This is a genomic window from Rhizobium rhododendri, assembly GCF_007000325.2.
GTDB lineage: Bacteria > Pseudomonadota > Alphaproteobacteria > Rhizobiales > Rhizobiaceae > Rhizobium > Rhizobium rhododendri.
The window spans coordinates 25,127-50,560 of record NZ_CP117268.1; the positions used below are offsets into that span (position 1 = coordinate 25,127).

Genomic DNA, 25,434 nt, shown 5'->3' on the forward strand with positions numbered 1-25,434 from the left:
CTTTTTCCTAACTCAGCCGGATGCGCGGATCGACGAAGGCAACGAGGAGATCGGCGATCAGACTACCGAACAGCACGAGTATCGCCGAAAACATCAGGAGACCCATGACAACCGGATAGTCGTTGTACCCGAGACTATCCAGAAACAGCCGCCCCATGCCAGGCCATGTGAAGACGGTCTCGGTCACCAGCGCTCCGCCGAGAATGGTCGGAAGCTGCAGCCCCGCCAGGGTGATCATCGGCAGGAGTGCATTGCCGATGACGTGTTTCATCAGGACCCGCCGTTCCGACAGCCCCTTGGCCTTTGCGGTGCGAACAAAGTCCTGGTGGATGACGTCAAGCGTCGCGGTGCGCATGTAGCGGCTCCAGACGGCGACGTTGACGAGCGCCAGAACCACCGTCGGCATGATCAGGTGGATGGCATAGTCACTGACCGAGCCGTTGCCGATCGTGTACATGTTGCCCGCTGGCAGCCACCGCAATTTAAGGGCAAACAGATAGATCGCGACAAGTCCGAACCAGAACGTCGGGATCGACAGGGCGACCATGGCACCCACGGTGGCGGAATAATCGAAGATCGAATAGCGCTTGGTCGCGCCCTTGATGCCGACCCAGGTCCCGACGGCAATCGACAACACGGTCGATGAGCCCATCAGCAGCAGCGTGGCAAAGAGATGCCCGGTGATGATGCCGAGCACCGGCTGGCTGTCGCGATAGGAGTGACCCCAGTCACCCTGCAGAAGATGCCAGAGCCAATCGAGATACTGGATCGGCAGCGGCCGGTTCAGGCCCATCTGCTCGGAGATGCGGTCGAGCGTTTCCTTGGTCATCCCGGGGGTGAGCGCGTATTGCGACAACGGCCCTCCAGGCGCAAGGTTGAGGACGGCGAAGCCGATCATCGACACCAGAACCAGAAGGATCAGGCTCTGCCATAAACGGCCCATAAGATAGTGCAGCATCGCGGTCTCTCCGATGATTGCGGGACGCATAGTCCCGGACGTCGAATGCCTCTCCCGCCCCTCCCGCAAAAGGAAAGGGCGGGTAAGGGATCGGCGTTAGGATGCCCAGTACCAGCTCCCGGGGTTCCAGCTGTCGATGCGGACGTTGACATTGTAGGCGATGCCTTCGGCACCCTTCTTGTAGCCGCGCACTGTGGCGTACTGGAAGATGGGCAGTAACGGCAGATCGGCGCGTATGATGTCCTGGATCTTAAGGTAGATCTTCTTGCGCTCTTCCGGCACAAAGGTCTGGCCGCCCTCGGTCAGCAGCTTGTCCACCTCGGGATTGGCATACTGCCAGGTGTTCTGGCCAGAGCCGCCCTTGGCAACAATGGATGTCGACTTGAAATAGTCAGACGTATCGGGATCGGCGCCTGTTAGGAAGTCGAGGCCGACGACGACGCTGTCGAACTTCGAATTCGACCAGTATTCGCCCCACATCACGGCGGGCGGCAGGTTCGAGATGGTCATTTCGATGCCGAGATCCTTGAAGGACTGCTGCATGAACTGCTGCACCTGTTCGCGGATATGATTGCCGGCCGTGGTCGAATTCGAGAAGGAAAGCTTGACGCCACCCTTAGCGCGGATGCCGTCGCTGCCGGGCACCCAGCCTGCATCGTCCAGGAGCTTCTTGGCCTTTTCGGGATCGTATTCATGCTTGGGCAGATCCGGATTGGCATAGAAGGATTGCTGCGGCATATAGCTTTCCGTGGGTGTCGGCAGGCCATAATAGAGCGTGTCGATGATCGTCGTCTTGTCCAGCGCATGATAGAGCGCCTGTCGAACCGCAAGATCCTTGAACTGCGGCCTCTCCATGTTGAAGGTCACGGATTCGACTGTCGAGCCCGGCACGACGAGCACAGTCTTGCCATCCAGCGCCTTGGCTTCTTCATAGTGGTCCGGCGTGATCCACTGCAGGCCCGCGACATCGATATCGCCGGTCTTGAACTGGGTGTAGAGAACCGTCAGGTCAGGAATGTATTTGTAGATGATGCGCTCGAGGTAGGGGCCGTCACCGAAATAACCGGTATTGGCTTCAAGGGTGATGTGATCGCCTGGGACCCGCTCCACCCACTTGAACGGACCGGTGCCGATGGGCGCATGGTTGAACGGAGCGTTGTTTTTGTCCTTCTCTGCGCCGAGGATGTGCTTGGGCACTATGAAGGTCGAGGCGAGGATCGAGGGATAGGGGGCGAACGGTTTTTCCATCTTCCAGGTAATTTCGGTCGGCGACACGACAGTCAGGTCCCGAACCAGTTCATGGCCGGTCTTGCGCCAGCTGAGGAAGGTTGGATCGACCATCAGTTCCAATGTGAACTTGACGTCTTCGGCAGTGAAAGGCGACCCGTCATGCCACTTGACGTCGTCGCGCAGCTTGACCTTCCAGGAAAGACCATCGGCAGAGATGCCGCCATTTTCAACGCTGGGAACCTCGACGGCCAGCGCCGGAGTGAACTTGCCTTTGGGGTCGATGGCAAAAAGCGGGTCGAACAGGCTGAAATGGATACCTTCGTCGACTTCGATATGCAGCATATGCGGATTGAAGACGGTCGGCTCCTGTGAGAAGCCGACGATCATCTGGCCTGTCGGCTTTGCTGGCGGCGTCGCTGCAAGGGCCTGGTCGCGGCCGAGAAGGCCGGGCATGATCAAGCCGGATGCACCGGCCAAAGCCATCATGGTGAGCGCCTGGCGGCGCGTCGGATTGAAGACTGCATGCTTGGTTTCGTCAGACATCGGCTTTTCCCCTTTGATGTTGCTCAGTCACTGTTCCACTTTGTTTTTCGGCACGTCATGTCATCTGCCTTCTTTGCCCGGGCAGAATTAGAAACCGCTGATCAGCTCGATTTTCGAGCCGTCGGAAAAGCGGGAAAGGCGGAAAGCCGTGGGGTCGACCACTGGCGTTCTGCTGGTAACGATGTCGGCCATCAACTTGCCTGCGGCAGGACCGATGCCGAAGCCATGGCCGGAAAAACCGGTCGCGATATGGAAGCCGGGGATTTGATCGACAGCTGAAATCACCGGCACGGCGTCCGGCGTCACATCGATATAACCCGCCCAACGCTGGGCAATCTCTGCCTTTTCGAATACCGGAAATGCCTTTTTGAGGTTGGCAAGCGCCAGGTCGGACAGTTTGTTGGCGGGCTTCGGGTCGAGTACGCGATTGTATTCGAACGGGCTTGCCTCATCCATGGACCAGCGATTGGGGATACGCGCCTCGTCGAGGAAGCGCCCGCCCAGCCGGAATTTCAGCGAGCGCCATTCCTTTCCAAAAGCAGGCATGAAGTCGCGGGCATAGCGGAAGGATTTCGGCACGATATCGACGACGTTCTCATGTCCGGAGGCAATCGTATAGCCGCCATCCTGGCGCTTGCGCACGGCGAAACCCTGCGACCAGATTGCCTGCTCCGGCCCACCTTCCAGCGGTTTTGTCCGCAGGACCGAGTTCATCACCTTCAACTGCGGCAGGTCGATGCCGAAATTTCCGGAAAACAGGCTGGACCAGGCCCCGCCGGCGAGCACCACTGCCGAACAGGCGATCGGGCCACGCTCGGTCACAACGCCCGAGATCCGGCCGCCGGACGTTTCGATGCCGCGCACTGCGCATTCCGTCAGGATCGTCGCTCCCTTGTCGCGGGCGGCTTCGGCAACTGCGGGGGCTGCGACCTGCGGTTCGGCACGTCCGTCCGCGGAGGTGTAGAGCGCACCCTTGATGTCCATATCCGCATTTGGGAACATCGCACGGAACTCGCCGGCACTCAGCATCCTGGAATCCAGCTGGTAGCCTTCGAGGTTACGGTTCCAGCGCTCGTGATCGGCAAACTCCTGATCGCTGGCGCAGGTGAACAGGATGCCGGCGCGTTTGTAGCCGGTCGCACGACCGATCCTCTGGTCGAGATTGCTCCACAGCCGCAGGGCTTCCGCCATTAGCGGCACTTCGCGCGGATCTCGCCTGGAAATACGCACCCAGCCCCAGTTGCGGCTCGACTGCTCGTGACCGATCCCACCTTTTTCACAAAGGGCAACGCGCAGGCCGCGCTCGGCAAGTTCGAGCGCTGTTGATGTGCCGATGATGCCGCCACCGATGACGACGATATCGACTTCGGCAGGCAGGTCGGCATCGCCGTGAACGGGAACGACATAGGGTCCGGGCATTTCAGTAGGATTCCTCGAGCTGGCAATTGATGTTGAATTCGGCGACGCTGGCTTCGTTTGGCAAGTCCAGCAGCATGGATATGATCCGGGCAAGATCGCGCGGGTCGGTCATCGTTTCGGCGGCGCGGTCGGTGATACCGAGCGCCATGTCTGTCGCAACGAAACCCGGGCAGACGGCGGTAGCGCGTATACCAAGATCAAAGCCCGCATGGCGGATGCCGTGGGCAAGGGCAACAGCTGCAAACTTGGAGATCGAATACGAACCGGCGCCGGCCGACTTCACGCGCTTGCCGGACAACGAACCGAGAATGATAACCCTGCCCCGGCCACTTTTGCTGAGAGCCGGCCATGCAGCCCGGGCAAGCCGGCGCGGCGCCTTGACATTGACAGCAAGCATCGCGTCGATGTCCACCTCATCGGCCTCTATGACCGATTTCGCAATCATGATCCCGGCATTGGCGACGATAGCATCGATGCGGCCGAAACGGTCGACTGCCGCATCGACCCAGGTCTGCTCGGCAGTTTCTTCAAATGCATCGTAGGTGTGAACATGAACGCGCCGTGGATCGGCCCAGGCAGGCAGCGCCGGCGTGCGCATGCCAAGCGACAGGCGCCATCCCTGCTCATGCAGAAAAACCGCGACTGCCGCGCCGATGCCACGATTGGCACCCGATATCAACGCTACACGCTCTGCCATCATGGCATGATCCTTCGAAAACAACGATCAGGACAGGCCGGCGATCCGCCGGTAGGTTCTGCGCAGAATGTCCATCAACAGCTGCCGGTCGCCCTCCGGCACGAAGTCGAAGAAGTCCCTGGATTGCCGGGTAACGATGGCGCGCACCTCGACAGCCAGCTCTGCGCCTCTCTCGGTGATGTAAAGTTCCTGTGCGCGGTTGTCGTCTACCGACGTCTCGCGGGTCAGAAGCCCCTGGCTTTCCATCTGCTCGACAAGGCGGCCCATGGCGGAACGATCCTTAAGAATGAGTTGGGCGATCACAGACGGGCGAATTCCCGGATGACTGTCGACCATGAGCAAGGTAGTGATCTTTCCGGTCCCCTTGGCGACATCGTATCCCTCAAGGCGCTCATCCAGATCGCGCGAGACTGCGATATTGACCGTGCGGATGTAGAAGCTCAGCGTATCTTCCAGCACATCAAGATCGATGTCCTCAAGCGAAACGGGTGGCGTCTTTCTTCGTTCTGGCACAGTCGAAAGCCTCAAAAAAGCAAAGCGATACCAAGCTATCCTTTCTGATAAGGTTAGCTATTACGATCTCGGAACGAGAGACATAGGAGTAGTCTTCCAAGGTCATGATTTGCCAGATAGTGGATAATTGCAACTATTTTCTGATGAGTTCGCCGATATTTTATTCACCGTTCTGAATTGCCCGTTTATTGGGCGGATACGCATATTCATATGAGGCAAAACGACAAAAAGCCGCCCTGACACGGGTTCAGGGCGGCCACGCTATACGGGATCAGTTTATGGGCGCCTCAGGCGGCCGGCTCCCACTCGGCACCGGGGATCGCCGCGACAAGCTTGCGGGTATAATCGTGGCCCGGCGCGCGGAAAATCTGCGAGGGTGGCCCATACTCGACGATTTCCCCCCGGTACATGACGGCGACCTCGTCGCAGATCAGGCTCGCGACCCTCAGATCATGGGTGATGAAAATCATTGCCACCTTTGTCTCTTTCTGGATTCGCGTCAGCAACTCGAGAATCTGCGCCTGGATCGACACGTCGAGGGCCGACACCGCTTCATCGGCCACCAACAGCACAGGGTCGAACATCAGCGCCCTGGCGATGCCGATCCGCTGCCGCTGGCCGCCGGAAAATTCATGCGGAAACCTGTCATAGGCACCCTCGTCCAACCCGACCAGCTTCAACGTTCGAAGCGCCTTGGCTTTCGCCTCCGAGATGGACATCCCATGCGCCACGGGCCCGACGGTCAGGACCCTGCCGATGGTATGACGCGGATTGAGGGAGGCAAACGGATCCTGGAAGATCATCTGGATATAGGGTCGGATCGATCGGAATGCGTCGTTCGACATCGGCGCGATATCGCGACCGTCGAACAGGATCTGGCCGCTATCCGAATTCATAAGCTTCACCAGAACCCGGCCGAGCGACGACTTTCCGGAACCGGATTCGCCGACGATGCCGAGGGTTCGCGCCTTGCGGATCGAAAAACTGACATCGTTGACGGCGCGCACAGTTCGACCCTTGGTAAAGAACCCGCCGGACGTGTGGTAGGTCTTACTGAGATGAGATACCTCAAGCACGACGGGCGTATCCGCTGCTCCCTGCCGATCCTGCGCGGTCATGCGCGGAACGGCGGCAATGAGGCGTTTCGTGTAGGGATGCTCGGGCGCGTTCAAGACGATATCGGCAGGCCCCTGCTCCACAAGATGTCCTTTCTCCATGACGATCACCCGATCGGCAATCTCCGCGACGACGCCGAAATCATGGGTGATGAACATCACGCTCATGTTCTTCCGACGCTGGATCTTGCGGATCAATTCGAGAATTTGCGCCTGGGTCGTGACATCCAGCGCCGTTGTCGGCTCGTCGGCGATCAAGACATCGGGATCAAGCGCGAGCGCCATGGCGATCATCACACGCTGACGCTGTCCGCCGGAGAGACGGAACGGATACTGATGCTGAAGCAGGCCTGGGTCGGGAAGACCAACCTCGTCGAGAAGACCGAGAACCTTGGCAGCACGGCTTTCCGGCGTCCCCACCTTGTGCGCTTCCATCACCTCGGCGATCTGATCGCCGATCGTCATCAGCGGATTGAGGGCCGAAAGCGGATCTTGAAAAATGATCGAGACGGCGCGGCCGCGCAACGCCCGCAAAGTCTTTTCATCCGCCTGGATCAGGTCCCGCCCCTTGAACCAGATGCTGCCATGCGTGACGGTGATGGCCGGTGACAACAGCCCCATGATTGCATTGGCCGTCACCGACTTTCCTGACCCGGACTCGCCGATGATGCAGAGAATTTCCCCCGATCTCAGATCGAAGGAAATGTCACTCACCGCATGCGGGCGCTCCATGTTCTTCGGAAGACTGACGGTCAGTTGCCGGACGGACAGAGCAACATCTCCGCCAGCTTCCAGTGGCATAGTTTCAGTCTGCATGATGGCGGGCCCTTTCCGATTTTCGCGAAGGCTTGGGGTTATGCAAGAATGATGCCGAATATCGGGAGTTTCCGTGCGGGCGAATGCCGAAGCACCCTTGTTGATGATACTACGGCTGGGACAATCGGATGAGCGGACCGCATTTCTAACTCTAAAAACTGAAGTGAACCGTATCGTCTCACCCGGTCAGTGGGATCGGCGTTACGTCGGATAATGGTCTGCAGCATCAATATCGAAGACGATGCGGCGAACGTCTCGCCAGGTTGCGGCACACGGCTTGGCATAAAACATGCTTCTCACCAGCCTGTCACATTCCAAATGGGAAGAAGGCTAGTCATGACGCGACAGGCAAACGGTATGATGGATGTGCGCCTGATGAGGACGCTGTTGACCTTGTTGACGGAATGCAGTGTCTCTCGAACGGCCGATATTCTGGGCCAGGCTCAGCCAACGGTAAGTTTAACGCTGAAAAGGCTGCGGGAAATGCTGGACGACCCGCTGCTGGTGAGGTCTGGCAGCACACTTGTGCCGACGGAACGGGGCCTTGCGCTGAAGCAGACGTTGCGCGACATTCTCGGCCAGATCGACGCTCATCTTTCTCCAGATGCAACCTTCGACCCGAAAACCGCAGCGCGGAACTTCCGCATCATTGCCGATAATTGCCTTGGAGCAGTGTTTCTGCCTCAACTCGTCGGCAGAATTGCGCAAAAGGCGCCCAATGTGGGTGTCGATGCATCTCATATGCCGAGCTACGAGGATCTGATAAGCCAGTTGGCAGACGGCTCCATCGACGCGGTCATTGGCAACTGGCCACACCCGCCAGAATACCTGCGGATGTCCCCGTTGCTGACGACCGACATCGTCTGCGTCTTCCGCCCAAGCCACCGGCTTGCCAGCCAGCACAAGCCGATCACCATGGACGAGTTTCTGAAAGAGAAGCATCTGTCGCCGACATCGGACAAACGTGCGCATCTCAGCCCGATCGACGGCCGGCTGATAGAACTCGGCCTGAAGCGCAATATAGCCGTCTCGGTTCCCGAATATGCGATCACACCTTACGTGCTGACCCAATCCGACCTTGTCTTTACCACGGGTCGTATTTTTGCCGAGCAGATCGCCCAGTCGTTTCCGTTGGTCGTCAGGGAGGCTCCAAGGGACCTCGGGCAGATGCAGTTCTATATGCTGTGGCACGAGTGCAAGCATCAGTCGCCCGATCACCTCTGGCTGAGACAGATGATCAAGTCGGTTGCAGCCGACATTCGCGCCTGCGATCCGACGGGCCCCTTGTCACCCAAAGCCCTTCTTCCTCACGCATCGCTCTACAATTGAAAGGACCGCTTCCGTTCAGAATGTCCGGCCGCACAAAACTGGCAAAGCGCAATATAGTCTATTGTGTATCGGTTATAGGCTTTCCTGACCAAACAGACCACACTCCTCTCAGTTTCCTCGCAACGAGATGAGAGCACGATGGCAGGTTCAGGAATTACCCGACGTGAAATACTTGCAGGTATCGCCGCTGGCGCGGCGGCAGGAACTTTCGGCTCGTTGAGCAGCGCGCGGGCTGCCGTGTCGGAGATGGTCTGGGCAACCTGGGATTCCAACGGCCATCCTGAATACATCGCAGCCTTCGAAGCGCAGACCGGTGTCAAGGTAAAGTTGTCCTATCTCTCCAGCGAAGACGCGCAGTTTGCGGCGCTGAAAACCGGCACTGCCTCGGATTGGGATATGATCAACCCATCGCTGAACGGAAGCTGGCGCTATATCAAAGCGGGGCTGCTCCAACAAATCGACATGGCCAAGATCCCCAACTCCGCCAAGATGTACGATGTCTTCAAGACCACACCCAAGGTCCTCGATGCCTCCGGCAAGCAGTTTGCAGTTCCCTACCTCTGGGGTCTAAACCCGATCGTCTACCGCAAGGACAAATTCGAAAGCGAGCCAGACTACACGACGCTTTTCAACGAAAAGTACAAGGGCCAGCTCGCCATGCGCGACTATGCGCTGGAATCGATCGGTATCGCGGGCCTGGTTGCCGGCATCCCGCGCGACAAGGTGTTTTTCATGGAGACCAAGGAGCTTGCGGAAGCCAAGAAGCTGCTGATTGCCCAAAAGCCGCTACTACGGACTTACTGGCAGACGATCGGAGATCTCACCAACCTGTTCGCCACGGGCGAGGTTTCCTGCGCATTTTCATGGCGTGTTCCCTACGATACCCTGAAGGACAAGTTGCCGTTGGGCATGGCAAAGCCCAAGGCTGGCATCATGGGATGGTGCGACTGCTTTGCCATGCCGGCGACCCTGTCTCCCGAAAAGACGGAGATCGGCTACAAGTTCATCGATTATTTGCTCGGTCCGGAATTCGCAACGCAGATCGCCAAGATCGGCAATTACGCCACGACCTCCTCCGTCATCCGTGACACCTTGTCCAAGGAACAGCAGGAAGCGATCTTCGTAGACGACATGGACGTGATGAAGTCCTTCATGTGGCCGGTTGCCCCTGAGAATTACTCAGAGTGGCTGAAGGTCTGGAATGAAGTCAAGGCAAGCTGATCATGGTGAATACGCCTGACAGGGCGCCTGATCTGCCGGGAGCGGGGTTGTTGCTCTCGGCCCGCGGCCTGACCAAGACTTACGGCAGGCAGCGGGTGGTCGATGGCATCGATCTCGACATCCCGGAAAGGGCGTTCACCACCTTCCTCGGCCCTTCCGGTTGCGGCAAAACGACAATCCTGCGGATGATTGCAGGTTTCGAGAAGCCGGATGCAGGTTCCATCGTGCTGGATGGCAGGTCGCTTTCCGGCGTGCCGCCGGAGCGGCGCCCGGTCAACACGGTCTTCCAGAGTTACGCCTTGTTTCCGCATCTGACGGTATTCGGAAACGTGGCCTTCTCGCTGACGCTGCGTCGAAGCAATATCGATGTGGCAGCCCGCGTGAAACGCGCTCTTGACGCCGTCCACATGGCAGAATTTGCGGACCGATATCCGCACCAGCTTTCGGGTGGCCAGCAGCAGCGGGTCGCCGTGGCGCGGGCCATCATTGCCGAACCTCACCTGCTTCTCCTCGACGAACCCCTGTCGGCGCTGGACAAGAAGATGCGCGGACATCTCCAGATCGAGCTGAAAGACCTGCAGCGGCGCCTCGGCATCGCCTTTGTCTATGTCACCCACGATCAGGAGGAGGCGTTTGCGCTCTCCGATATCGTCGTCGTGATGAACAAGGGCCGCATCGTTCAGAAGGCACCACCGTTGACGATCTACACCCGCCCAGCAAACGCATTCGTTGCTGACTTCATCGGCGCAGCGACACTTGTTCCCGGCGAGATCGTCGGGAACGGTTCAGTTCCCGGATCGGCCGCGATCAGCACGGCGATCGGTGTTTTCGAATGTCCGGCAATCGATGGCCTGTCGCAGGGCGACACGGCAATTCTGGCGATCAGGCCGGAGCACGTCCTTGTCGGCGCAGACGGGTTGAGCGCGACCATCCAGCACGTGGTCTTCAAGGGTGACCGATACCTCGTCGAAGCCATCGTGAACGGCGTTGCGGTGCGATACATGGCCGATCACCCGATGATGCCGGGAGCCGATGTCGCCCTGGTCATCGATCGGCAGCGCGCCTTCATCACGAGGATCGACTGATGGATCCGGTATTTCATCGGGCGCAGCTTGCCGTGCCGGTCGCCTGCCTCTTGATCGTTGGATGCATTTTGCCGCTCGCCTTGCTGGCGGTGTTCAGCGTCTTCGAGGTGGATCTCGATGCTTTCACGCTCGTTCCGGCCTTTTCCGGGAAAAGCTGGGCGCAGATGTTTAGCAATCCGGTCTTTGCGTTTCTGATCGGCAAGGCTGTTGTCTCAGGCGCAGGCACCGCCGTGCTGGCCGCCACTGTCGGCTACCCGATCGCTATTTCGATGACGCGCCTCTCGGTTCTCTGGAAAGGGATCGGTAGCATCGTTCTTCTGACGCCGCTTTATACCGGCGAAATTGTCCGCATTTATGCCTGGCGGGTTGTTCTCGGCTCGGAAGGCCTGATCAACGCCGCTCTGCAATGGGTCGGCATTATCCGTGAACCGTTGAAGTTCCTGTTGTTTACACCGTTCACCACGCATCTTGTGCTGCTCTACAACAACCTGCCCTTCATGGTGCTGGCAATCTGGATTTCGGCTGAACTGATCGACCATCGCCTGATAGAAGCGGCAAGGGATCTGGGTGCCCGCCCTCTGGACGCGTTTTTCAAGGTTATCCTTCCCCTGACGACGCCCGGACTGGCTGTCGGCGTGTTTACCGTCTTTGCACTTGCCGCAGGTGACATGATGACGCCAAGTCTTCTCGGGGGAACGTCTGGTGCTACTCCGATGGCCATGATCGACAATTTGTTCGGAACCGCCTTCGACTGGCCGCTGGCATCGGCGCTTTCCCTCAGCCTTCTCATCGTTCTTTTCGTGCTTGCCAGCGGCTTTTTAACAATCCTTCTGCGGGTTAGTGGCGCCAAGGCAGTGTTTCGATGGGGTGCAAGATGAACCGTATGGTCATTCTCACGCTCGCGCTCGCCGGATGCTTCTTCTATCTTCCGATCGTCGTTCTCGGAATATTCTCTTTCAACGCCGCAAGCACCATGGCTTTCCCCTTGAGCGGCTTCACCCTCTCCTGGTACGGCAGTCTTTTGGGGAATGACGCCTTTCGGGGCGGCTTTGCCACCAGCTTCTTGATCGCTCAGCCTGTGGGCTTGCTGGGTGCTCTCCTTGGCCTCATGGCCGCACTGGCCCTGACATCGCCACGCATGAAGTTTCGGGCAGCATTTGCTATCCTGGTTCTCGTGCCCTTTCTGGTGCCGAAGACGGTCCTTTCGATCGCGCAGGCCATGCTCATGAGCTGGGTGGGGCTGGGTCGCGGTGCGACTGCGCTGATCCTGGCTGAGACTCTGGTCGTCGTTCCCTTCACCACCACCATACTTGCCGCTGTGATGGTTCGTCTCGACCCGCGTCTTGAGGAAGCAGCGCGAGATCTCGGCGCAACGCCGTGGCAAAGTTTCCGGCGTGTCCTGCTGCCGCAGCTGAGCGTCGCGCTGAGTGCGGCCTATTCCATCGGCGTCATCCTCTCCCTGGCCGATCTTACCATCTCCATGTTCCTTGCCGGACGAACGCAGCCCCTGTCGCTGATCGTCGCATCGGAGTTCCGGCGCGAACTCAAACCCGACCTCAATGCCATGCAAGTTGCGGTACTCGTGCTGACGGCTCTGATCGTGGCGCTGACCGAACTCAATCGCCGCCGCCGCTTGCGTGGCCGTATGGCGCATTTGCGAGACCAGCTATGATGATTTCCCCCGTCGATATCCCAGGGACGGCCCTTGACGACTTGAAGCAGGCAGCGCTTGCCGATCTTGCAGCACTTGGCTATCCGAGCGCGCCGTGGCTCAGCGATCTACCAAGGCCCGACGCCGCAGAGATTGCCGATGTCATCGTTGTCGGCGGTGGCCAGTCCGGCGTCACGATAGCGGCCGCCCTGAAATGGGACGGGCTCAGGCGTATCCGCGTGCTGGATAGCAGTGCACCGGGCGCAGAGGGTCCGTGGCTGACGTTTGCGCGCATGGAAGAGTTGCGCACGCCGAAAACTCAGGTCGGCAACGAGTTCAACGTCGTCAACCTGTCCGTACGCCGCTGGTTCGAAACACGCTACGGGCAGCAAGCTTGGGCGGAACTGCCGCGCATTCCGCGCACGGACTGGAAGGCCTATCTCGACTGGTATGCCGACGTATTCGAGATCGCCATCACCAACCATTGCACGGTTCTGGATGTTGCGCCGGACGGCGACCTCATCGCGGTAACCACCAGCATTAGCGGCAGGGTTGAAAAATGCCTGGCGAGAACTGTCGTGCTGGCCACCGGATACGATGGCGCCGGCGCATGGAGGGTGCCGGCAATCGTCTCTGGCTCGCTTGCGCCAGACAGGTTCGATCACACCAACGGTCCGGTCGATTTCGGAGCATTGAAGGGCCGGCGCGTCGGCGTGCTTGGCCATGGGGCCTCTGCATTCGATAATGCCATCAAGGCACTGGAAGCAGGTGCTGCCTCCGTCGATCTCTGCTTCCGGCGTGCGCGACTGCCCCGCACCAATCCTCACCGCGCTGTCGAGACGCCCGGAATGATGACGCATTACCCCGATCTCTCCGAAACCACGCGCTGGAATATAGCCAGGTTCTTCCGCAGTGCCGATCAGCCACCGCCGGTGCGTAGTTTCGAGACGGCGATGAGCCTCGACAATTTCCGGCTGCGTCCCGCCACGCCCTGGCTGGACGTCTCTCAGCAGGCCGATGCAATCCATGTAACGACCCCCAACGGTATCCTGGAGTTCGATCACCTGCTTCTTGCCACGGGCATGGATGTCGATCTCGCCGCAAGACCTGAACTTAAAACCCTTCACGACCGGGTTGCTCTCTGGGGCGACCGCTATACCCCGCAAGACGGCAGCGCCGATGCCCGACTTGCGCGTTTCCCCTACCTCGACGGCTTCTACGGATTCATCCCGAGGGATCCAGATGAGACATGGGTCAGCCGGGTGTTCGCGTTCAACAGCAGCAGCTTTGTCAGTCACGGCCCTCACTCCACCTCCATCAGTGGGCACAAGCATGCGGTGCCAAGGCTGGTGCGCGGCGTTCTGCGCCGGCTGCTTCTCGATCGCGAAAAGGAGATATTGCCGGAGCTGGTCTCCTACGTCTCGGCGGACCTCCCTGTACCGGATGACTTCGAAACAGTGGTAGCCGAGGCCAATCGGCAAGCGGCTAGTTTGCTTGAAACCGGCAGATCCGATTTGCGGAGTGGCACGTGACCCAATCCTTTTATTGGGCGGATCATTCGACCGCCGACTTTGCAGCCCGCGATTTGAGCGAGACTGTCGTTATCCTGCCGATCGCAGCTGTCGAGCAACATGGGCCGCATCTTCCCGTGCAGGTGGATGCGGCCATAAACGCTGCCATCCTGGACCGCATGGTGCGGTTGCTCGACACGAACGCAGACGTCCTGATCCTGCCGTCGATCGGCATCGGCAAGTCCGACGAGCATTTGGCATATCCCGGTACGCTTACCGTATCGGCCCAGACACTTCGCCTCGTCTGGCTCGATGTGGCCAGAAGCGTAAAACGCGCCGGTGCGCGCAAAATCATCCTGTTCAATTCGCATGGCGGCCAGATTTCCCTCATGGAAATGACCTGCCGGGATATCCGTGTAGAGCTCGATATGCTTGCGGTCGCTTGCTCCTGGTTCAGGATCGCAGAGGTCGATGACCTGTTTTCGGCCGCGGAAATCACGCACGGCATTCACGGCGGCGATATCGAGACCAGTATGATGCTAGCCATCGCGCCAGAGCTGGTGGCCATGGACAAGGCAGAGGATTTCGTACCCTTGACCGTGGAAATCGAAAAGTCCGGCAGCCCGTTGACTGCTGAAGGCGCGGTCGGCTTTGGCTGGCAGGCGCAGGACCTTCACCCGGCAGGTGTCAGCGGGAATGCCGCCAATGCCGACGCCACCAAGGGCGCTCTCGTGCTTGACCGGGCGGCCGCGGGGTTGGTGCGCCTGATTGCGGCAACGGGCGATTTTGACATGGAGAGGCTTACCTCCGAAACCCGCTTTTCGGCCGGGAGATAACCATGCTGGCACTTCGCGACATCGAAAATCTTCGGATGCCTATGGCGGACGGTCTTTACCTGGCGGCCGACGTTTATCGTCCTGTGGGCCCCGAACGCTATCCTGTTCTGGTCATGCGCCTTCCCTATGGGCGTAAAGTTGCCTCGACTGTCGTCCTTGCCCATCCCGCATGGTATGCGGCGCAAGGCTACATCGTGCTGGTGCAGGATGTTCGTGGCCGGGGTGATTCCGAGGGTGTATTCAGGGTACTCGAAGACGATGTTGCCGACGGCGCGCAGACGCTGTCGCTGGCGGCCGATCTCGACGGTTGCAACGGCATGGTGGCGAGCTACGGCTTCAGCTACCACGGCATGAACCAGTTCCTAGCCCTTGCCGGCGCCAAGAAGACCGGCGGAAAATTGCCCGATGCCATGGCCATCGCCATGGCGGCTTTCGATGTCCGCAATCACTGGGCATTCGAAGGCGATGGGTTTCGGCTTCAGTCCAACCAGATGTGGGCGTGCCAGATGGCCGTCGAAAACGCCAGGCGGGCCGGCGATCTTGCCACCGCTCACATGTTACATGCCGCAAAGCCGTCCCTGCATTCCGGTGTTCTCTCGGGAAAGCCTGAGGCTTTGCAGCAGGCAGCACGCTACACGCATTACCAGGACTGGCTGACCGACGATCCCTCCTATTGGGGTTCAAGGTCGCCAAAATCGCTTCTTGAAGGTATGACGCTGGATGTGCCTGTGCTGCATGTCGGTGGATGGAACGACATTATGCTCGAAGGCACATTCGCAGCCTTCGAGGAGTTTTCCGTTGGCGGCAGTCTGCAGCGACTGTGTGTTGGACCCTGGTCGCACATTCCCTGGGGCCGACGGGTCGGCGCCCTCGATGCCGGGGCGGAGGCTGCAGACGGCATAGACCGCCAGATCGTCGGCTTCTTCGACGAAGTGCTCAAAGGCCGCGAGAATATCGAACCGAAGATCAAGCTTTATGACGTCTTCGACAAGGCCTGGGCCGGCTTCGAGCGGCTTCCGGACGCGCAGACACTTGTGCTTCATCTCGCATCTGACGGTCGTGCAGCGGCAACGAGCACGGATGGATCGCTTGTTGAAACGCCAGGGCCTTCGAGAATTGACCACCTCGTGCACGATCCATGGCGGCCAGCACCGAGCGTGGGCCTTCATCTCGGAACGCCTGCCGATTTTGCCGACAGGTCGGACGTCGACGATAGGGCCGATGTGCTCGTCTATACCTCGAAACCTTTCGCCCTCCCGGTTCTGCTGAGTGGAGTGGCGGAAGTCGATCTTTTCGTCACTGCCGACAGGCCGAGTTTCGACCTCGATTGCACGTTGAGCACAGTGGCCCCGGATGGAGCCGTAATTTGCTTGACGTCGACACATAAGACAATAACGGCGAATAAAGATGGACTGGCCGTTCTGCTGAGGTTACGGCCGACGTATCTGACGATCCCGGCGGGATATTGCCTGCGCCTGTCGATCCAGTCAGCCTCTTTCCCCGCCTTCCCCGTCAATCCGGGCACCGGCGCACGCCCCCAGGACGCGAGCGTCACGGATCGGCTTGTCACGACCCTCATGCTCCGCTCCGGCGACGGCTACCCCTCCGTCTTGCGCTTACCGATGCTGTCGCAGGCCACTGCCGGCGGTACAGCATCGTAAAAGAGAAGTTTGATCAATGACTGCAACAGAAAACCTATCCGAAGGACTGGAGGCTGTCATGGGCGACATGCCGGCATGGGGCTCGGAGTTCTCACGCACCTTCGCCAATCATGCTCCCATGGTACTCGTCGCACTGGACCGGATAGGCGGCACGCCGTCTCAGCTTCGGCGCTTCTTCAACCACTACAGAGATACAAAGCAACTGCTGCCATTCGCGTTGCCTTTGAAGCCACTCAACCGCGACAGCTGGAAGACTGCGATCGGGATACGCGAACGGGAACCGGATCTGCGAATTTTCTTTACCGGCGAACTGGCGCGCCTGGGCATTCATGAGGCTTTGCAGCTCTATCTACCGGATCTTGCCGACGGCATCGCAGCCAGCGCCTTTCACGCATTGATGCGAACGGCTTACGGCGTGCTTCGGGACGACAACACCGATATCGCAATTGCGCTTGCCTACTGGGCGGCAACCTATCTGCCACTTCCGGCGGCCAGGGGAGCGCACCCAATCACGACCGATCCAGCCGAAGTTCTCGTTCTGACAGCAAGTCTCACGCCATTACACGGGATGCAGCTTCACGACCTGCTGTGGCAAAATATGCGCGATGCCAGCAGCGTTCCCGAGTTTGCACCCGTGGTGGACTGGCTTGATATCGGGCCTGGCACACTGCAAAAAATGGCGGCCACGGCGCTTTCCGTCTTTGCGGCAACCCAGCATTTTGCGGCACTTCACATCATCACCGGGTTGCACTGGATCCGTCTCCTCGAGCCTCATTGCGACGAGGCCGCGTTCCACCGGATGTTGCGGGTGTTCTGGCAAGGGATCGCCGCGCTCATGGGTGAGCTTGGTTTTCCGGAAATTCCGGAGGCGAGCCAGCTTGATCGCTGGCGTCATATCGAAGTGCCGGATTGGCCCGAACTGCATGCGATCGCCGCGCGCAGTTACGACGAACACGATATCAGTCTTGCTTTTTCGGCCAGCGAAGAAATGAAGGTCTACGGGGATCCGCTCTATCGCGTTGTTGTCGCCCGTCGACTCGGGCTTATCGGAGACTATACCAAATGAGCCCGGACGCATCCATCACAGGCGATTGCATCATTGAGGCCGGGACAGTGTTGTCGGGGCTTATGCCGGATGGCAGCATGTCGATGCGCCATGACGTCGGCATCCGGGTGGATCGCGGGATGATCGCGCAGATCGGGGCGATGGAAGCCGTCACATACGGCAACGACCATCTGCCCCGTTTCGGATCTGCCGAGATGATTGCCATGCCGGGGCTCGTCAATAGCCATCATCATTTCGGCGTCACGCCGCTGATGCAGGGCGTGCCCTTCGCGCCGCTGGAATTATGGCTGCCGCAGTTTCGGGCGATGCGCCAGGTCGATACGCGGCTGGATACGCTCTATTCCGCCATCGAGATGCTGGAGAGTGGCACCACGACGGTGCAGCATATCAACAGCGGAATGGCCGGCGCGCCGGACGCCTGGATGGCTGCTGCGAATGCGACGCTCAACGCCTATGGCGAGATCGGCATGCGGGCCGGCTTTTCCTTCATGATCCGTGACCGCAATATTCTGACTTACGATGACGACGCCAAGGTGCTGGCCGCCCTTCCGGATACCGTTCGCAGCTGGATCGCGCCGAGACTTGCGGCATCGAACATACCGGTCCCGGAGCTTCTCGGCTTCTACCGCGAGCTGCGGCAAGCCTGGCTTGCGGACCGCCCGGATCATGTGCGCATCAATCTTGCCCCGGCCAACCTGCACTGGTGCTCGGACGCATGCCTGCAGGCGATCTTCGAGACGGCGCGGCAAGCCGACGCCCAGGTTCACATGCATCTTCTCGAAACCGAACGGCAGTCGCATTTCGCGCACGACAAATTCGGCCACAGCGCCGTCCAGCATCTGAAAGCGCTCGAATGCCTCGGGCCAAATGTGACGCTCGGGCACGGCAACTGGATGAGCCGCGAGGATATGGACATCGTAGCAGAATGCGGCTGCAGCCTGTGCCATAACGCCTCCTCGGGCCTCAGGCTCGGGAGTGGCATCGCCCCAGTCAACGAAATGCGCCGTCGCGGCATTCCGGTGGCGCTTGGCATCGACCAGTCCAACATTGCCGACGACCGCGACATGACGCTCGAAATGAAGCTGGTCTGGGCGCTGCATCGCGAAACCGGGTTTTGGAACGAACGGCCGGATGCCGGCGCGGTGCTGCAGATGGCCACCGAACATGGCGCGAAAACTGTCGGTTTCGGTGGCTTTACCGGCAGGCTCGAACCCGGGCTACAGGCCGATATCGTCCTGATGGACAGGCGAAAGATCGGCCGGCCGCATGTGAGCGCGCGCACTCCGGTCGTCGAAAGCGTCCTGCACCGGGGTGGACGCCACGCGATCAGCCAGGTCTTCGTCGGCGGTCGTCTGGTGGTCGACGAGGGAAAGGTCACAACCATCGATCGCGACGCGGTTCTCGCCGAGATCGGCGAGCGGCTGCAGCGTCCGGAAACGCCAAGCGAGAGCCAAGCCTGGGAGGCGATAAACGCCCTCATGCCGCATCTCGAGGCGCACCACCGTCAGTTCACACCGACGCCAGGATATCGCCCCTATCGATACAATGCGATGGCGGACGGGATGGATTAGGGCAGATAGGGGTTGCACGGCACTTTCAGGCGACGCCGTCCGGGAAAAGAGAAAATAACAATAGCGTAAATTCAAAATGCTTCGCGTGTCCCCTCGGCTGCAAAACGTCAGCCGAGGTTCATCTCACCCATCCAGGCGCAACGCCTGGTCAGGCGGCGCGGCTGGCGGGTTTGGTGAAGCTGGGGTTCTTTTCCAGGCTGAAGCGGCCGATGAGTTCGGTCAAGGCGTGGGTTTCGTCCGAGAGCTGGCGTGTCGCGGCGCTGGTTTCCTCGACCATGGCGGCATTCTGCTGGGTCATGCGGTCGATTTCGTTGACCGACGAGGTGACTGACCGCAGGGACTGCGCCTGCTCCTGGGCGGAAGAGGCGATCCGCTCGACGTGACCGAAGATATCGACGATTTCTCCCGAGATTCCGATAAGGGCGCCGCCGGTTTCCTCGACATATTGCGATCCGATGGCGACTTCGTTGACCGAGGTATTGATAAGCTGGGCGATCTCCTTGGCGGCCTTTGCCGAGCGTTGCGCGAGTTCACGGACTTCCTGGGCGACGACGGCAAATCCCTTGCCGGCCTCGCCTGCCCTTGCAGCCTCGACGCCGGCATTGAGCGCCAGCAGGTTCGTCTGGAACGCGATGCCGTCGATGACGGTGACGATGTTCGAGATCCTGTCGGAGGATTCCTTGATCCTTGCCATAGCCGAGACGGCGTTCTGCACGACCCTGGCCGAGTTTTCCGCGCGCTGCTTGGTGTTCTGCACCAGTTTTAGCGCAAGGCCGGAGCGATCCGAAGAGGTATCCACAGTGGCGGCGATCTGTTCGACGGCGGCAGCGGCCTCCTCCAGCGATGCGGCCTGCTTTTCGGTGCGCATTGCCAGATCGTTGACGGCTTCCCCCATTTGCCGGCCATTGTCATAGATCATCTCGGCTGTGCCGCGGATGTCGACCAGCGTCGCCCTGAGGCCTTCGATGGACTGGTTGAAATCGTCGCGCAGCCCATCGAGATGGGGTGCAAACGGCACGTCGATCGCAAAATCGAGTTCGCCCTTGGAGAGCCTTTTCAACGCCAGTCCGAGAGCCTCGATCGCTCCGTCGACCTGGACGCGTGCCTCACGGCGCTCGCGGTCATTTCTGACGCGCTCGGCCTCGGAGAGCTCTCTCGCGCTCTGGGCCTCCTTTTCCATGACCAAGCGGGATGTGGCGTTGTCCTTGAAGACCATCAGCGCGCGCGCCATGTCGCCGATCTCGTCAGGACGACCCTCGCCGGCAATGGCGGTGTCGAGCTTGCCTTCGGCGAGCTTGCGCATCGCTATGGTGATCTGGGCGATCGGTCCCTTCAGCGTCATCACGAGGGCTGCGCCAGCCAACATCGCGACGAGGACGCCTATGGTCATGGCGCCGATGGAGATCGTGTTCGCCTGCTGGCGTTCGACACCGGCATTTGCCTTCTGGCTTTCCGCAAACTGCGTAAGCAGGTTCCAGGTGCTGTCGATCAACTTGGCGGCGGCGGAAAATTGCGCCTGCTTTTCCAGGGAGTTGGCAGCGATGTCGGCAGCCTTGGAGGCAAGCGTGTCGAGCACCGGCTTGACCTTGGCCGGAAGCACCGAGAGGACCGGGTCGTCGCTCATCAGCGCAGCAAGGGCTGCAACCTCGTTGGCGTACATATAGAGCGACTGCTGGACCTTCTTGACGCTCTCTTCGTCGGGCTTGGAAACGAGCTCGGCGAAGACGACGCGGATTTCATTGTTGATGTTGACGATGCCGCGCAGCTTGTTGCCGACGGCTTCTGCCATGGAGATTTCCTTGTCGGAGGTGGCGAGATCGAGCACCGAACGGCGCATCAATGCGTCACCGGTCGCCTTCAGTTTCGCGGTCGGCGCCTGGAGGGCGAGGAGTGCCTGGTCGGCAAGCGCGACTGCGGCGTCCGGGCTTGTCGCCTTGCTCTGTTGATCGAGAACAGCGACAGATGCCTGGATGTCGCTTGCAACACTCTTCTGGTCATCCGGCAGCGCGTCGGCAAGCAGCGAGACCGCGGTGACCAGGTCCGGCACGAGCTTCTTCAGCGCCGCAATCTTGGCATCGGGAAGCGCTGCCTCGGCATAGGCCTTTTCGAGGTCGGCAATCATCGAGGCTGCCGTTCCCAATGCCACCGAAGTCTTCAAGCCGGCCTTGTTGGTGTTGTCCTTTTTCTTCGCCGCCGCCATCAGCATGAAGGAGCGCTTGCCGATCTGTCCCTGCAGATCGAGCAGCGCTGCCGAGTTCGCAACGATGTCATCCCAGATCTTCTGCTGGTTGAGCTGGAGCTGCCAGATTGCCTCGATCTTGTCGGGAATTGCTGCGGATTCCGAAAGAGACTGGTCCAGCAGGGAGACATCCGTTCCGGCGCGCAAACCTTCGGTGGTCTGCTTCAGGAGGCCGAGCTGGTCGCGGGCCTGGGCCGCAGCACCGTCGTGCGTTTCCTGCGAAGGCTGCATCAGGAAGGTGCTCATGCTGGCGAACACATGCTTGAAGCCGCTGAGCGACTGCAGGACGCTGTTCGAGACCTCCATCCTGCCTTCGAGCAACCGAGAGGCATAATAGCCCGTCAGGCCGACCGCGCCGATACACAGAATGAACGGTGTCACGAGCACCAGAACTTTTGTCTGGATCCGCACCCGCGACATCATTTTGTCCATCATATTTTTCATTTTCCCGACCGTCCCCGTCTCATTGTCGCTCAAGGTGCCACGAGTTTATAAAATTGCCGTTAAGCATACTGGAAACCTGCGGCCTTATTCCCGTTTTACTTGCGCCGTGCTCAGTCGGATTCGTTCGACGTTGCGAGCACGATCTTCAGCCGGAAGCTCTATAGTCGTACGTCATTTTAAAAGTTGTCACCGGCGATCTTTTTGGCGGGCCGGGACGGTTGTGCGAATTTCCGGTCAGCGGTTGCACTTCGTTGATTAACAACGCATAATTCCACCTCTGCACATTCTGGCAGACAGGAACGTCGCATATCGATGAAAAAGCTGACGCACCGGACGATGGAGGATTTTGCGAAATCCAGCGGGATATCGCGTCCGACCCTGTCCAAGTTCTTCGACGATCCGACCAGCGTAAAGCCAGCCACCCGTGCTCTGATCGAGGCGGCGTTGCGGTCTTCGGACTACCAGCCCAATCTCTATGCGCGCAATCTCAACCGCAAGCGCACCCGCAACATCGGCATTCTCGTGCCTGCTCTCGGCGACCCCTTCTATGCTGAAATGGTCAACCGGCTGGAACTCCGCCTGCGCACCAGCGGCTACTGGCCGATCGTGATTTCATCGCATGGTTTGCCGGAACTGGAGGCCGAGGCCGTCAAAACGATGCTGTCGCTGAAGGTGGCCGGGGCGTTGGTGGCACCCCTCGGCTTCAAGTCCGATCCGCGCGTCTTCGAGAAACTCGGCCAGAACCTGGCGATGGTCTATTTCGACACCTTCATCGAAGGCAGCACGCCATTTGTCGGCAACAACAACAGCCAGAGCGTCGCGACGATCGTCGACTATCTCTGCCGGTCCGGCGACGCGCCGGCCTATCTCGACATTCCGCATATCAATCACAATTCGCCGGAAAGGCTGGCAAGTTATGTCGCCACCGTCGAGGCGGCCGGGTTCGAGCCGCGGGTGATCAAGACGAGCGCGGACTATACCTGGGATTTCGAGCGGATCGGCTATGAACAGATGGACGATATGCTGCGCAGGAAGTCCCTGCCGAGCAAGACGATCCTCTGTGCTAACGATCGCCTGGCCTTCGGTGTGATGGCGGCAGCCTTTGCCAACAACCAGAAGGTCGGACGCCGAAAGGGCGCTCATCTCAGGATCGCCGCCCATGACGACCATCCCCTCAGCCGATATGCATCGCCGCCGCTGACGACAATGGCGCAGGATTTCGCGGCAATGACGGCCAACAGCGTCGACACATTGCTCGCCCTTCTCGGCGAAGGAGAGACGACGACAGGCGCTATCGTCCATGCCATGCGCTCGGACGGCACCCTTGTGATGCGCCAGTCCGCCTGATCCACCGTCCACTTACTATGGAGTTGATGTCTCGAAGCTGTTCCACGCAATCACCGCCTCATCGATGGCCGCGCGTGCTTCCGGGATGTACTTGCCCATGGAAGCGAAGCCGTGGATCTGCGTCGGCCAATGGCGCAGGACCACGGGAACGGCGTCTTCCTTGAGGCGATCGGCATAGGCGACACCTTCGTCAGCGAGGATGTCGTGGCCGGCGATGGCTATAAATGCCGGGGCGGCACCTGAGAGGCTCTCTGCCTTAAGCGGCGAGACGCGCCAATCGTCGATATCGTCCGGCGTGCGAATATAATGATCGCGAAACCAGTGCATGGTCGAGGCCGACAAGCCGAAGCCCTTTGCATAGCGCCGGTAGCTGTCTGCGGTCTGGGCAGCGTCGGTATTCGGATAGAGCAGCAGTTGCGCTGTCAATGGCGGCTGATCGGATACCCGGGACATCAGTGCCACCACCGCAGCGAGGTTGCCGCCTGCGCTGTCTCCGGCCACGGCGATTTTTTCTCGGTCGATGCCGAGCGTATTAGCCTCTCCGGTCATAAATGCCAGCGCCGCGAGGCAATCTTCAAGCCCGGCGGGGAATTTGTGTTCAGGCGCCAGGCGATAGTTGGGGCAGACGACCGTGCAGGCCGCGCTGTCGGCAAACCACCTGCAGATGTCATCATGGGACTCGAGGTTGCCGATCACCCATCCGCCGCCGTGAAGATACAGCAGCCCGCGCCCGCCGCTCTCCGGTGCACCGAGGCCGCGATAGATCCGGATGTCGATAGGGCCATTCGGTCCCGTGATCGTGCGGTTTTCAATAGAGGCGACAGGCTGCAGATCGCCTTTTAATGCGGGCGCTCCCGCGTTGTAATCTTTACGGGCCTGTTCCGGCGTGCCGTCCTCGAAAGGCCTCGATCTTGCGGCCCTGCCGAGATCGAGCACCCGCTGGGCTCCGGCATCGATTCTGCCAGTCATCCTCCCCTCTCCTGTCATGCGAGCAAGCTGCGCGCTTCATCCTCGCCGAGCAATGGTGGCTGCTGGAAAGTCCCGTCGATTGTGATCGATTGCTGGCTCTCTCCGGATGCAAGGATGGCTTCCATGATGTCGAGAACATGCAACGCAAGATCGCCGGAGGCGCGCGGCGCCCTGCCTTCCTCGAGCGCCCGGACGAGGTCGGCGACGCCAAGCATCCGGTAATTTGCCCTGTCCGGTGCGGCATATGGCCAGTTTCTGGCGCCATAGAGTTCGCCGTCGCTATCGAAGTCCCGCCACTCGGCGCCGTGCTCGGACAGGGACACAGTGCCGCCGAATGTGTCGGGATCCGGCAGACGCAGCGAACCTTCCGTGCCGTGCAACTCGATCGGATGATTGGAGTGGCGGAAGACATCCCAGGAGGCGCCGAAATTCACCGTCGCGCCGGATTTGAATTCCAGAAGCGAGAGGACATTGGTCGGCGTGCCAACGGTGAAGGTGGTGTTCTGGAACGGGCCTTCAGCGGTGATCAGTCGCTCCTCCTGCCCCTTGGTGGCCATCGCCATGACGCGGACCACAGGGCCCAGCAGGTTGACCATCATCGTCAGGTAATAGGGTCCCATGTCGAAAACGGGGCCGCCGCCCGGCTGGTAGTAGAATTGCGGATTGGGATGCCAGTGCTCCATGCCGCGGCCCATCATGAAGGCGGTGCCGCTGACGGGACGGCCTATGGCTCCTTCCTCCATCAGGCGCCGCGCCCGCCGGCCGGCCGCACCGAGAAAAGTGTCGGGTGCAGATCCGAGCAGAAGTCCACGCTGCCGTGCCTCTGCCACCAGAGTGCGTCCGTCCGCCGCCGATGTGGCCAGCGGCTTTTCGGTGAAGACGTGTTTGCCGGCCGAAAGCGCTGACATCGTCACATCGAAATGCACTGCCGGGATCGTGAGATTGAGGACAAGATCGATTTCCGGGTCGGCCAGCAGCTGGTCGACGGTGAGCGCGCGGATATTGTATTGGCCGGCCCGCAAGGCTGCCATATCGGGCGAGATATCGGCGCAGGCTCTCAACTCGACACCGGCAAACAGGGCTGCGTTGCGCAAATAGGTCATCGAAATATTGCCGCAACCAATTACGCCGAGGCCGATTTTTGCGTTGTTCTTTCTGGTCATAAAGCCCACTCCTCCCATTGCTTTCGCTGGTTGCCGCACCTCGATACGGC

General features: G+C 59.8%; 20 protein-coding genes. 11 read left to right on the forward strand and 9 right to left on the reverse strand.

Annotation, left to right across the window (positions count from 1 at the left end; translation table 11 throughout):
* Positions 1-7: 7 nt before the first annotated feature.
* From PR018_RS17965 to PR018_RS17990, 6 genes are all read right to left on the reverse strand, one after another.
* On the reverse strand, positions 8-958 hold the full coding sequence (locus tag PR018_RS17965) for an ABC transporter permease (protein WP_142832297.1): 951 nt from the start codon (positions 956-958) through the stop codon (positions 8-10).
* 96 nt (positions 959-1,054) lie between these two features.
* Entirely contained in the window at positions 1,055-2,731 is a 1,677-nt protein-coding gene (locus PR018_RS17970; protein ID WP_142832296.1) for a peptide ABC transporter substrate-binding protein, read from the reverse strand.
* A gap of 87 nt (positions 2,732-2,818) precedes the next feature.
* Complete coding sequence (locus PR018_RS17975; protein ID WP_142832295.1) at positions 2,819-4,150, reverse strand: NAD(P)/FAD-dependent oxidoreductase; 1,332 nt, start codon at positions 4,148-4,150, stop codon at positions 2,819-2,821.
* A 1-nt stretch (position 4,151) separates the two neighbouring features.
* Positions 4,152-4,850, reverse strand: coding sequence for an SDR family NAD(P)-dependent oxidoreductase (locus PR018_RS17980; protein ID WP_142832294.1), 699 nt, complete (start codon positions 4,848-4,850; stop codon positions 4,152-4,154).
* 24 nt (positions 4,851-4,874) lie between these two features.
* The gene (locus PR018_RS17985; protein ID WP_142832293.1) at positions 4,875-5,360 is read right to left on the reverse strand and encodes a MarR family winged helix-turn-helix transcriptional regulator; all 486 of its coding nucleotides are present in this window, start codon (positions 5,358-5,360) and stop codon (positions 4,875-4,877) included.
* A gap of 287 nt (positions 5,361-5,647) precedes the next feature.
* A complete protein-coding gene (locus PR018_RS17990; RefSeq protein ID WP_244615571.1) occupies positions 5,648-7,291 on the reverse strand; it encodes an ABC transporter ATP-binding protein in 1,644 nt (547 codons plus the stop codon).
* Between the two features lie 336 nt (positions 7,292-7,627).
* On the opposite strand from PR018_RS17990, the gene PR018_RS17995 reads away from it, so the two are divergent.
* The 10 genes from PR018_RS17995 (at position 7,628) to PR018_RS18040 (ending at position 19,222) form a co-directional block, all read left to right on the forward strand.
* Positions 7,628-8,620, forward strand: coding sequence for a LysR family transcriptional regulator (locus tag PR018_RS17995; RefSeq protein WP_224129450.1), 993 nt, complete (start codon positions 7,628-7,630; stop codon positions 8,618-8,620).
* Positions 8,621-8,758: 138 nt separating this feature from the next.
* Positions 8,759-9,841 (forward strand): ABC transporter substrate-binding protein, encoded by a 1,083-nt coding sequence (locus tag PR018_RS18000; RefSeq protein ID WP_244615570.1) that lies wholly within the window; start codon positions 8,759-8,761, stop codon positions 9,839-9,841.
* A gap of 2 nt (positions 9,842-9,843) precedes the next feature.
* Positions 9,844-10,926 (forward strand): ABC transporter ATP-binding protein, encoded by a 1,083-nt coding sequence (locus PR018_RS18005; RefSeq protein ID WP_209186291.1) that lies wholly within the window; start codon positions 9,844-9,846, stop codon positions 10,924-10,926.
* Positions 10,926-11,804, forward strand: a complete 879-nt coding sequence (locus tag PR018_RS18010; RefSeq protein ID WP_142832212.1) for an ABC transporter permease — start codon at positions 10,926-10,928, stop codon at positions 11,802-11,804. The genes PR018_RS18005 and PR018_RS18010 overlap by 1 nt, the downstream gene beginning before the upstream one ends.
* Positions 11,801-12,598, forward strand: coding sequence for an ABC transporter permease (locus PR018_RS18015; protein WP_142832213.1), 798 nt, complete (start codon positions 11,801-11,803; stop codon positions 12,596-12,598). The genes PR018_RS18010 and PR018_RS18015 overlap by 4 nt, the downstream gene beginning before the upstream one ends.
* Complete coding sequence (locus PR018_RS18020; protein ID WP_142832214.1) at positions 12,595-14,109, forward strand: NAD(P)-binding domain-containing protein; 1,515 nt, start codon at positions 12,595-12,597, stop codon at positions 14,107-14,109. Before PR018_RS18015 ends, PR018_RS18020 begins: the two co-directional genes overlap by 4 nt.
* The gene (locus tag PR018_RS18025) at positions 14,106-14,924 is read left to right on the forward strand and encodes a creatininase family protein (RefSeq protein ID WP_142832215.1); all 819 of its coding nucleotides are present in this window, start codon (positions 14,106-14,108) and stop codon (positions 14,922-14,924) included. The genes PR018_RS18020 and PR018_RS18025 overlap by 4 nt, the downstream gene beginning before the upstream one ends.
* A gap of 2 nt (positions 14,925-14,926) precedes the next feature.
* Positions 14,927-16,585 (forward strand): CocE/NonD family hydrolase, encoded by a 1,659-nt coding sequence (locus PR018_RS18030; RefSeq protein ID WP_142832216.1) that lies wholly within the window; start codon positions 14,927-14,929, stop codon positions 16,583-16,585.
* A 16-nt stretch (positions 16,586-16,601) separates the two neighbouring features.
* Positions 16,602-17,651 (forward strand): questin oxidase family protein, encoded by a 1,050-nt coding sequence (locus tag PR018_RS18035; protein ID WP_142832217.1) that lies wholly within the window; start codon positions 16,602-16,604, stop codon positions 17,649-17,651.
* Positions 17,648-19,222: an amidohydrolase family protein gene (locus PR018_RS18040; RefSeq protein WP_142832218.1), complete on the forward strand. Its 1,575-nt coding sequence runs from the start codon at positions 17,648-17,650 to the stop codon at positions 19,220-19,222. Before PR018_RS18035 ends, PR018_RS18040 begins: the two co-directional genes overlap by 4 nt.
* A gap of 148 nt (positions 19,223-19,370) precedes the next feature.
* Here the strand turns inward: PR018_RS18040 and PR018_RS18045 are convergent, their stop codons facing one another.
* Entirely contained in the window at positions 19,371-21,896 is a 2,526-nt protein-coding gene (locus PR018_RS18045; RefSeq protein WP_142832219.1) for a methyl-accepting chemotaxis protein, read from the reverse strand.
* A gap of 321 nt (positions 21,897-22,217) precedes the next feature.
* Here PR018_RS18045 and PR018_RS18050 point away from each other — a divergent pair, with 321 nt between their 5' ends.
* Positions 22,218-23,252 (forward strand): LacI family DNA-binding transcriptional regulator, encoded by a 1,035-nt coding sequence (locus tag PR018_RS18050; protein WP_142832220.1) that lies wholly within the window; start codon positions 22,218-22,220, stop codon positions 23,250-23,252.
* 15 nt (positions 23,253-23,267) lie between these two features.
* Here the strand turns inward: PR018_RS18050 and PR018_RS18055 are convergent, their stop codons facing one another.
* Both PR018_RS18055 and PR018_RS18060 read right to left on the reverse strand, forming a co-directional pair.
* Positions 23,268-24,221, reverse strand: coding sequence for an alpha/beta hydrolase (locus PR018_RS18055; protein WP_142832221.1), 954 nt, complete (start codon positions 24,219-24,221; stop codon positions 23,268-23,270).
* 14 nt (positions 24,222-24,235) lie between these two features.
* Positions 24,236-25,384 carry a Gfo/Idh/MocA family protein gene (locus PR018_RS18060; RefSeq protein WP_142832222.1) on the reverse strand — a complete coding sequence of 383 codons (1,149 nt, stop codon included), beginning with the start codon at positions 25,382-25,384 and terminating at the stop codon, positions 24,236-24,238.
* Positions 25,385-25,434 lie beyond the last annotated feature (50 nt).

What these genes read in the sequence shown, in the direction of transcription:
- PR018_RS18030 (WP_142832216.1), top strand. Translation starts at nt 14,927, where the DNA reads ATGCTGGCACTTCGCGACATCGAAAATCTTCGGATGCCTATGGCGGAC.
- PR018_RS17970 (WP_142832296.1), bottom strand. Translation starts at nt 2,731, where the DNA reads ATGTCTGACGAAACCAAGCATGCAGTCTTCAATCCGACGCGCCGCCAG.
- PR018_RS17965 (WP_142832297.1), bottom strand. Translation starts at nt 958, where the DNA reads ATGCTGCACTATCTTATGGGCCGTTTATGGCAGAGCCTGATCCTTCTG.
- PR018_RS18000 (WP_244615570.1), top strand. Translation starts at nt 8,759, where the DNA reads ATGGCAGGTTCAGGAATTACCCGACGTGAAATACTTGCAGGTATCGCC.
- PR018_RS18005 (WP_209186291.1), top strand. Translation starts at nt 9,844, where the DNA reads ATGGTGAATACGCCTGACAGGGCGCCTGATCTGCCGGGAGCGGGGTTG.
- PR018_RS17995 (WP_224129450.1), top strand. Translation starts at nt 7,628, where the DNA reads ATGACGCGACAGGCAAACGGTATGATGGATGTGCGCCTGATGAGGACG.
- PR018_RS18010 (WP_142832212.1), top strand. Translation starts at nt 10,926, where the DNA reads ATGGATCCGGTATTTCATCGGGCGCAGCTTGCCGTGCCGGTCGCCTGC.
- PR018_RS18020 (WP_142832214.1), top strand. Translation starts at nt 12,595, where the DNA reads ATGATGATTTCCCCCGTCGATATCCCAGGGACGGCCCTTGACGACTTG.
- PR018_RS18060 (WP_142832222.1), bottom strand. Translation starts at nt 25,384, where the DNA reads ATGACCAGAAAGAACAACGCAAAAATCGGCCTCGGCGTAATTGGTTGC.
- PR018_RS18050 (WP_142832220.1), top strand. Translation starts at nt 22,218, where the DNA reads ATGAAAAAGCTGACGCACCGGACGATGGAGGATTTTGCGAAATCCAGC.
- PR018_RS18055 (WP_142832221.1), bottom strand. Translation starts at nt 24,221, where the DNA reads ATGACTGGCAGAATCGATGCCGGAGCCCAGCGGGTGCTCGATCTCGGC.
- PR018_RS18015 (WP_142832213.1), top strand. Translation starts at nt 11,801, where the DNA reads ATGAACCGTATGGTCATTCTCACGCTCGCGCTCGCCGGATGCTTCTTC.
- PR018_RS18035 (WP_142832217.1), top strand. Translation starts at nt 16,602, where the DNA reads ATGACTGCAACAGAAAACCTATCCGAAGGACTGGAGGCTGTCATGGGC.
- PR018_RS18040 (WP_142832218.1), top strand. Translation starts at nt 17,648, where the DNA reads ATGAGCCCGGACGCATCCATCACAGGCGATTGCATCATTGAGGCCGGG.
- PR018_RS17990 (WP_244615571.1), bottom strand. Translation starts at nt 7,291, where the DNA reads ATGCAGACTGAAACTATGCCACTGGAAGCTGGCGGAGATGTTGCTCTG.
- PR018_RS17980 (WP_142832294.1), bottom strand. Translation starts at nt 4,850, where the DNA reads ATGATGGCAGAGCGTGTAGCGTTGATATCGGGTGCCAATCGTGGCATC.
- PR018_RS17975 (WP_142832295.1), bottom strand. Translation starts at nt 4,150, where the DNA reads ATGCCCGGACCCTATGTCGTTCCCGTTCACGGCGATGCCGACCTGCCT.
- PR018_RS18045 (WP_142832219.1), bottom strand. Translation starts at nt 21,896, where the DNA reads ATGATGGACAAAATGATGTCGCGGGTGCGGATCCAGACAAAAGTTCTG.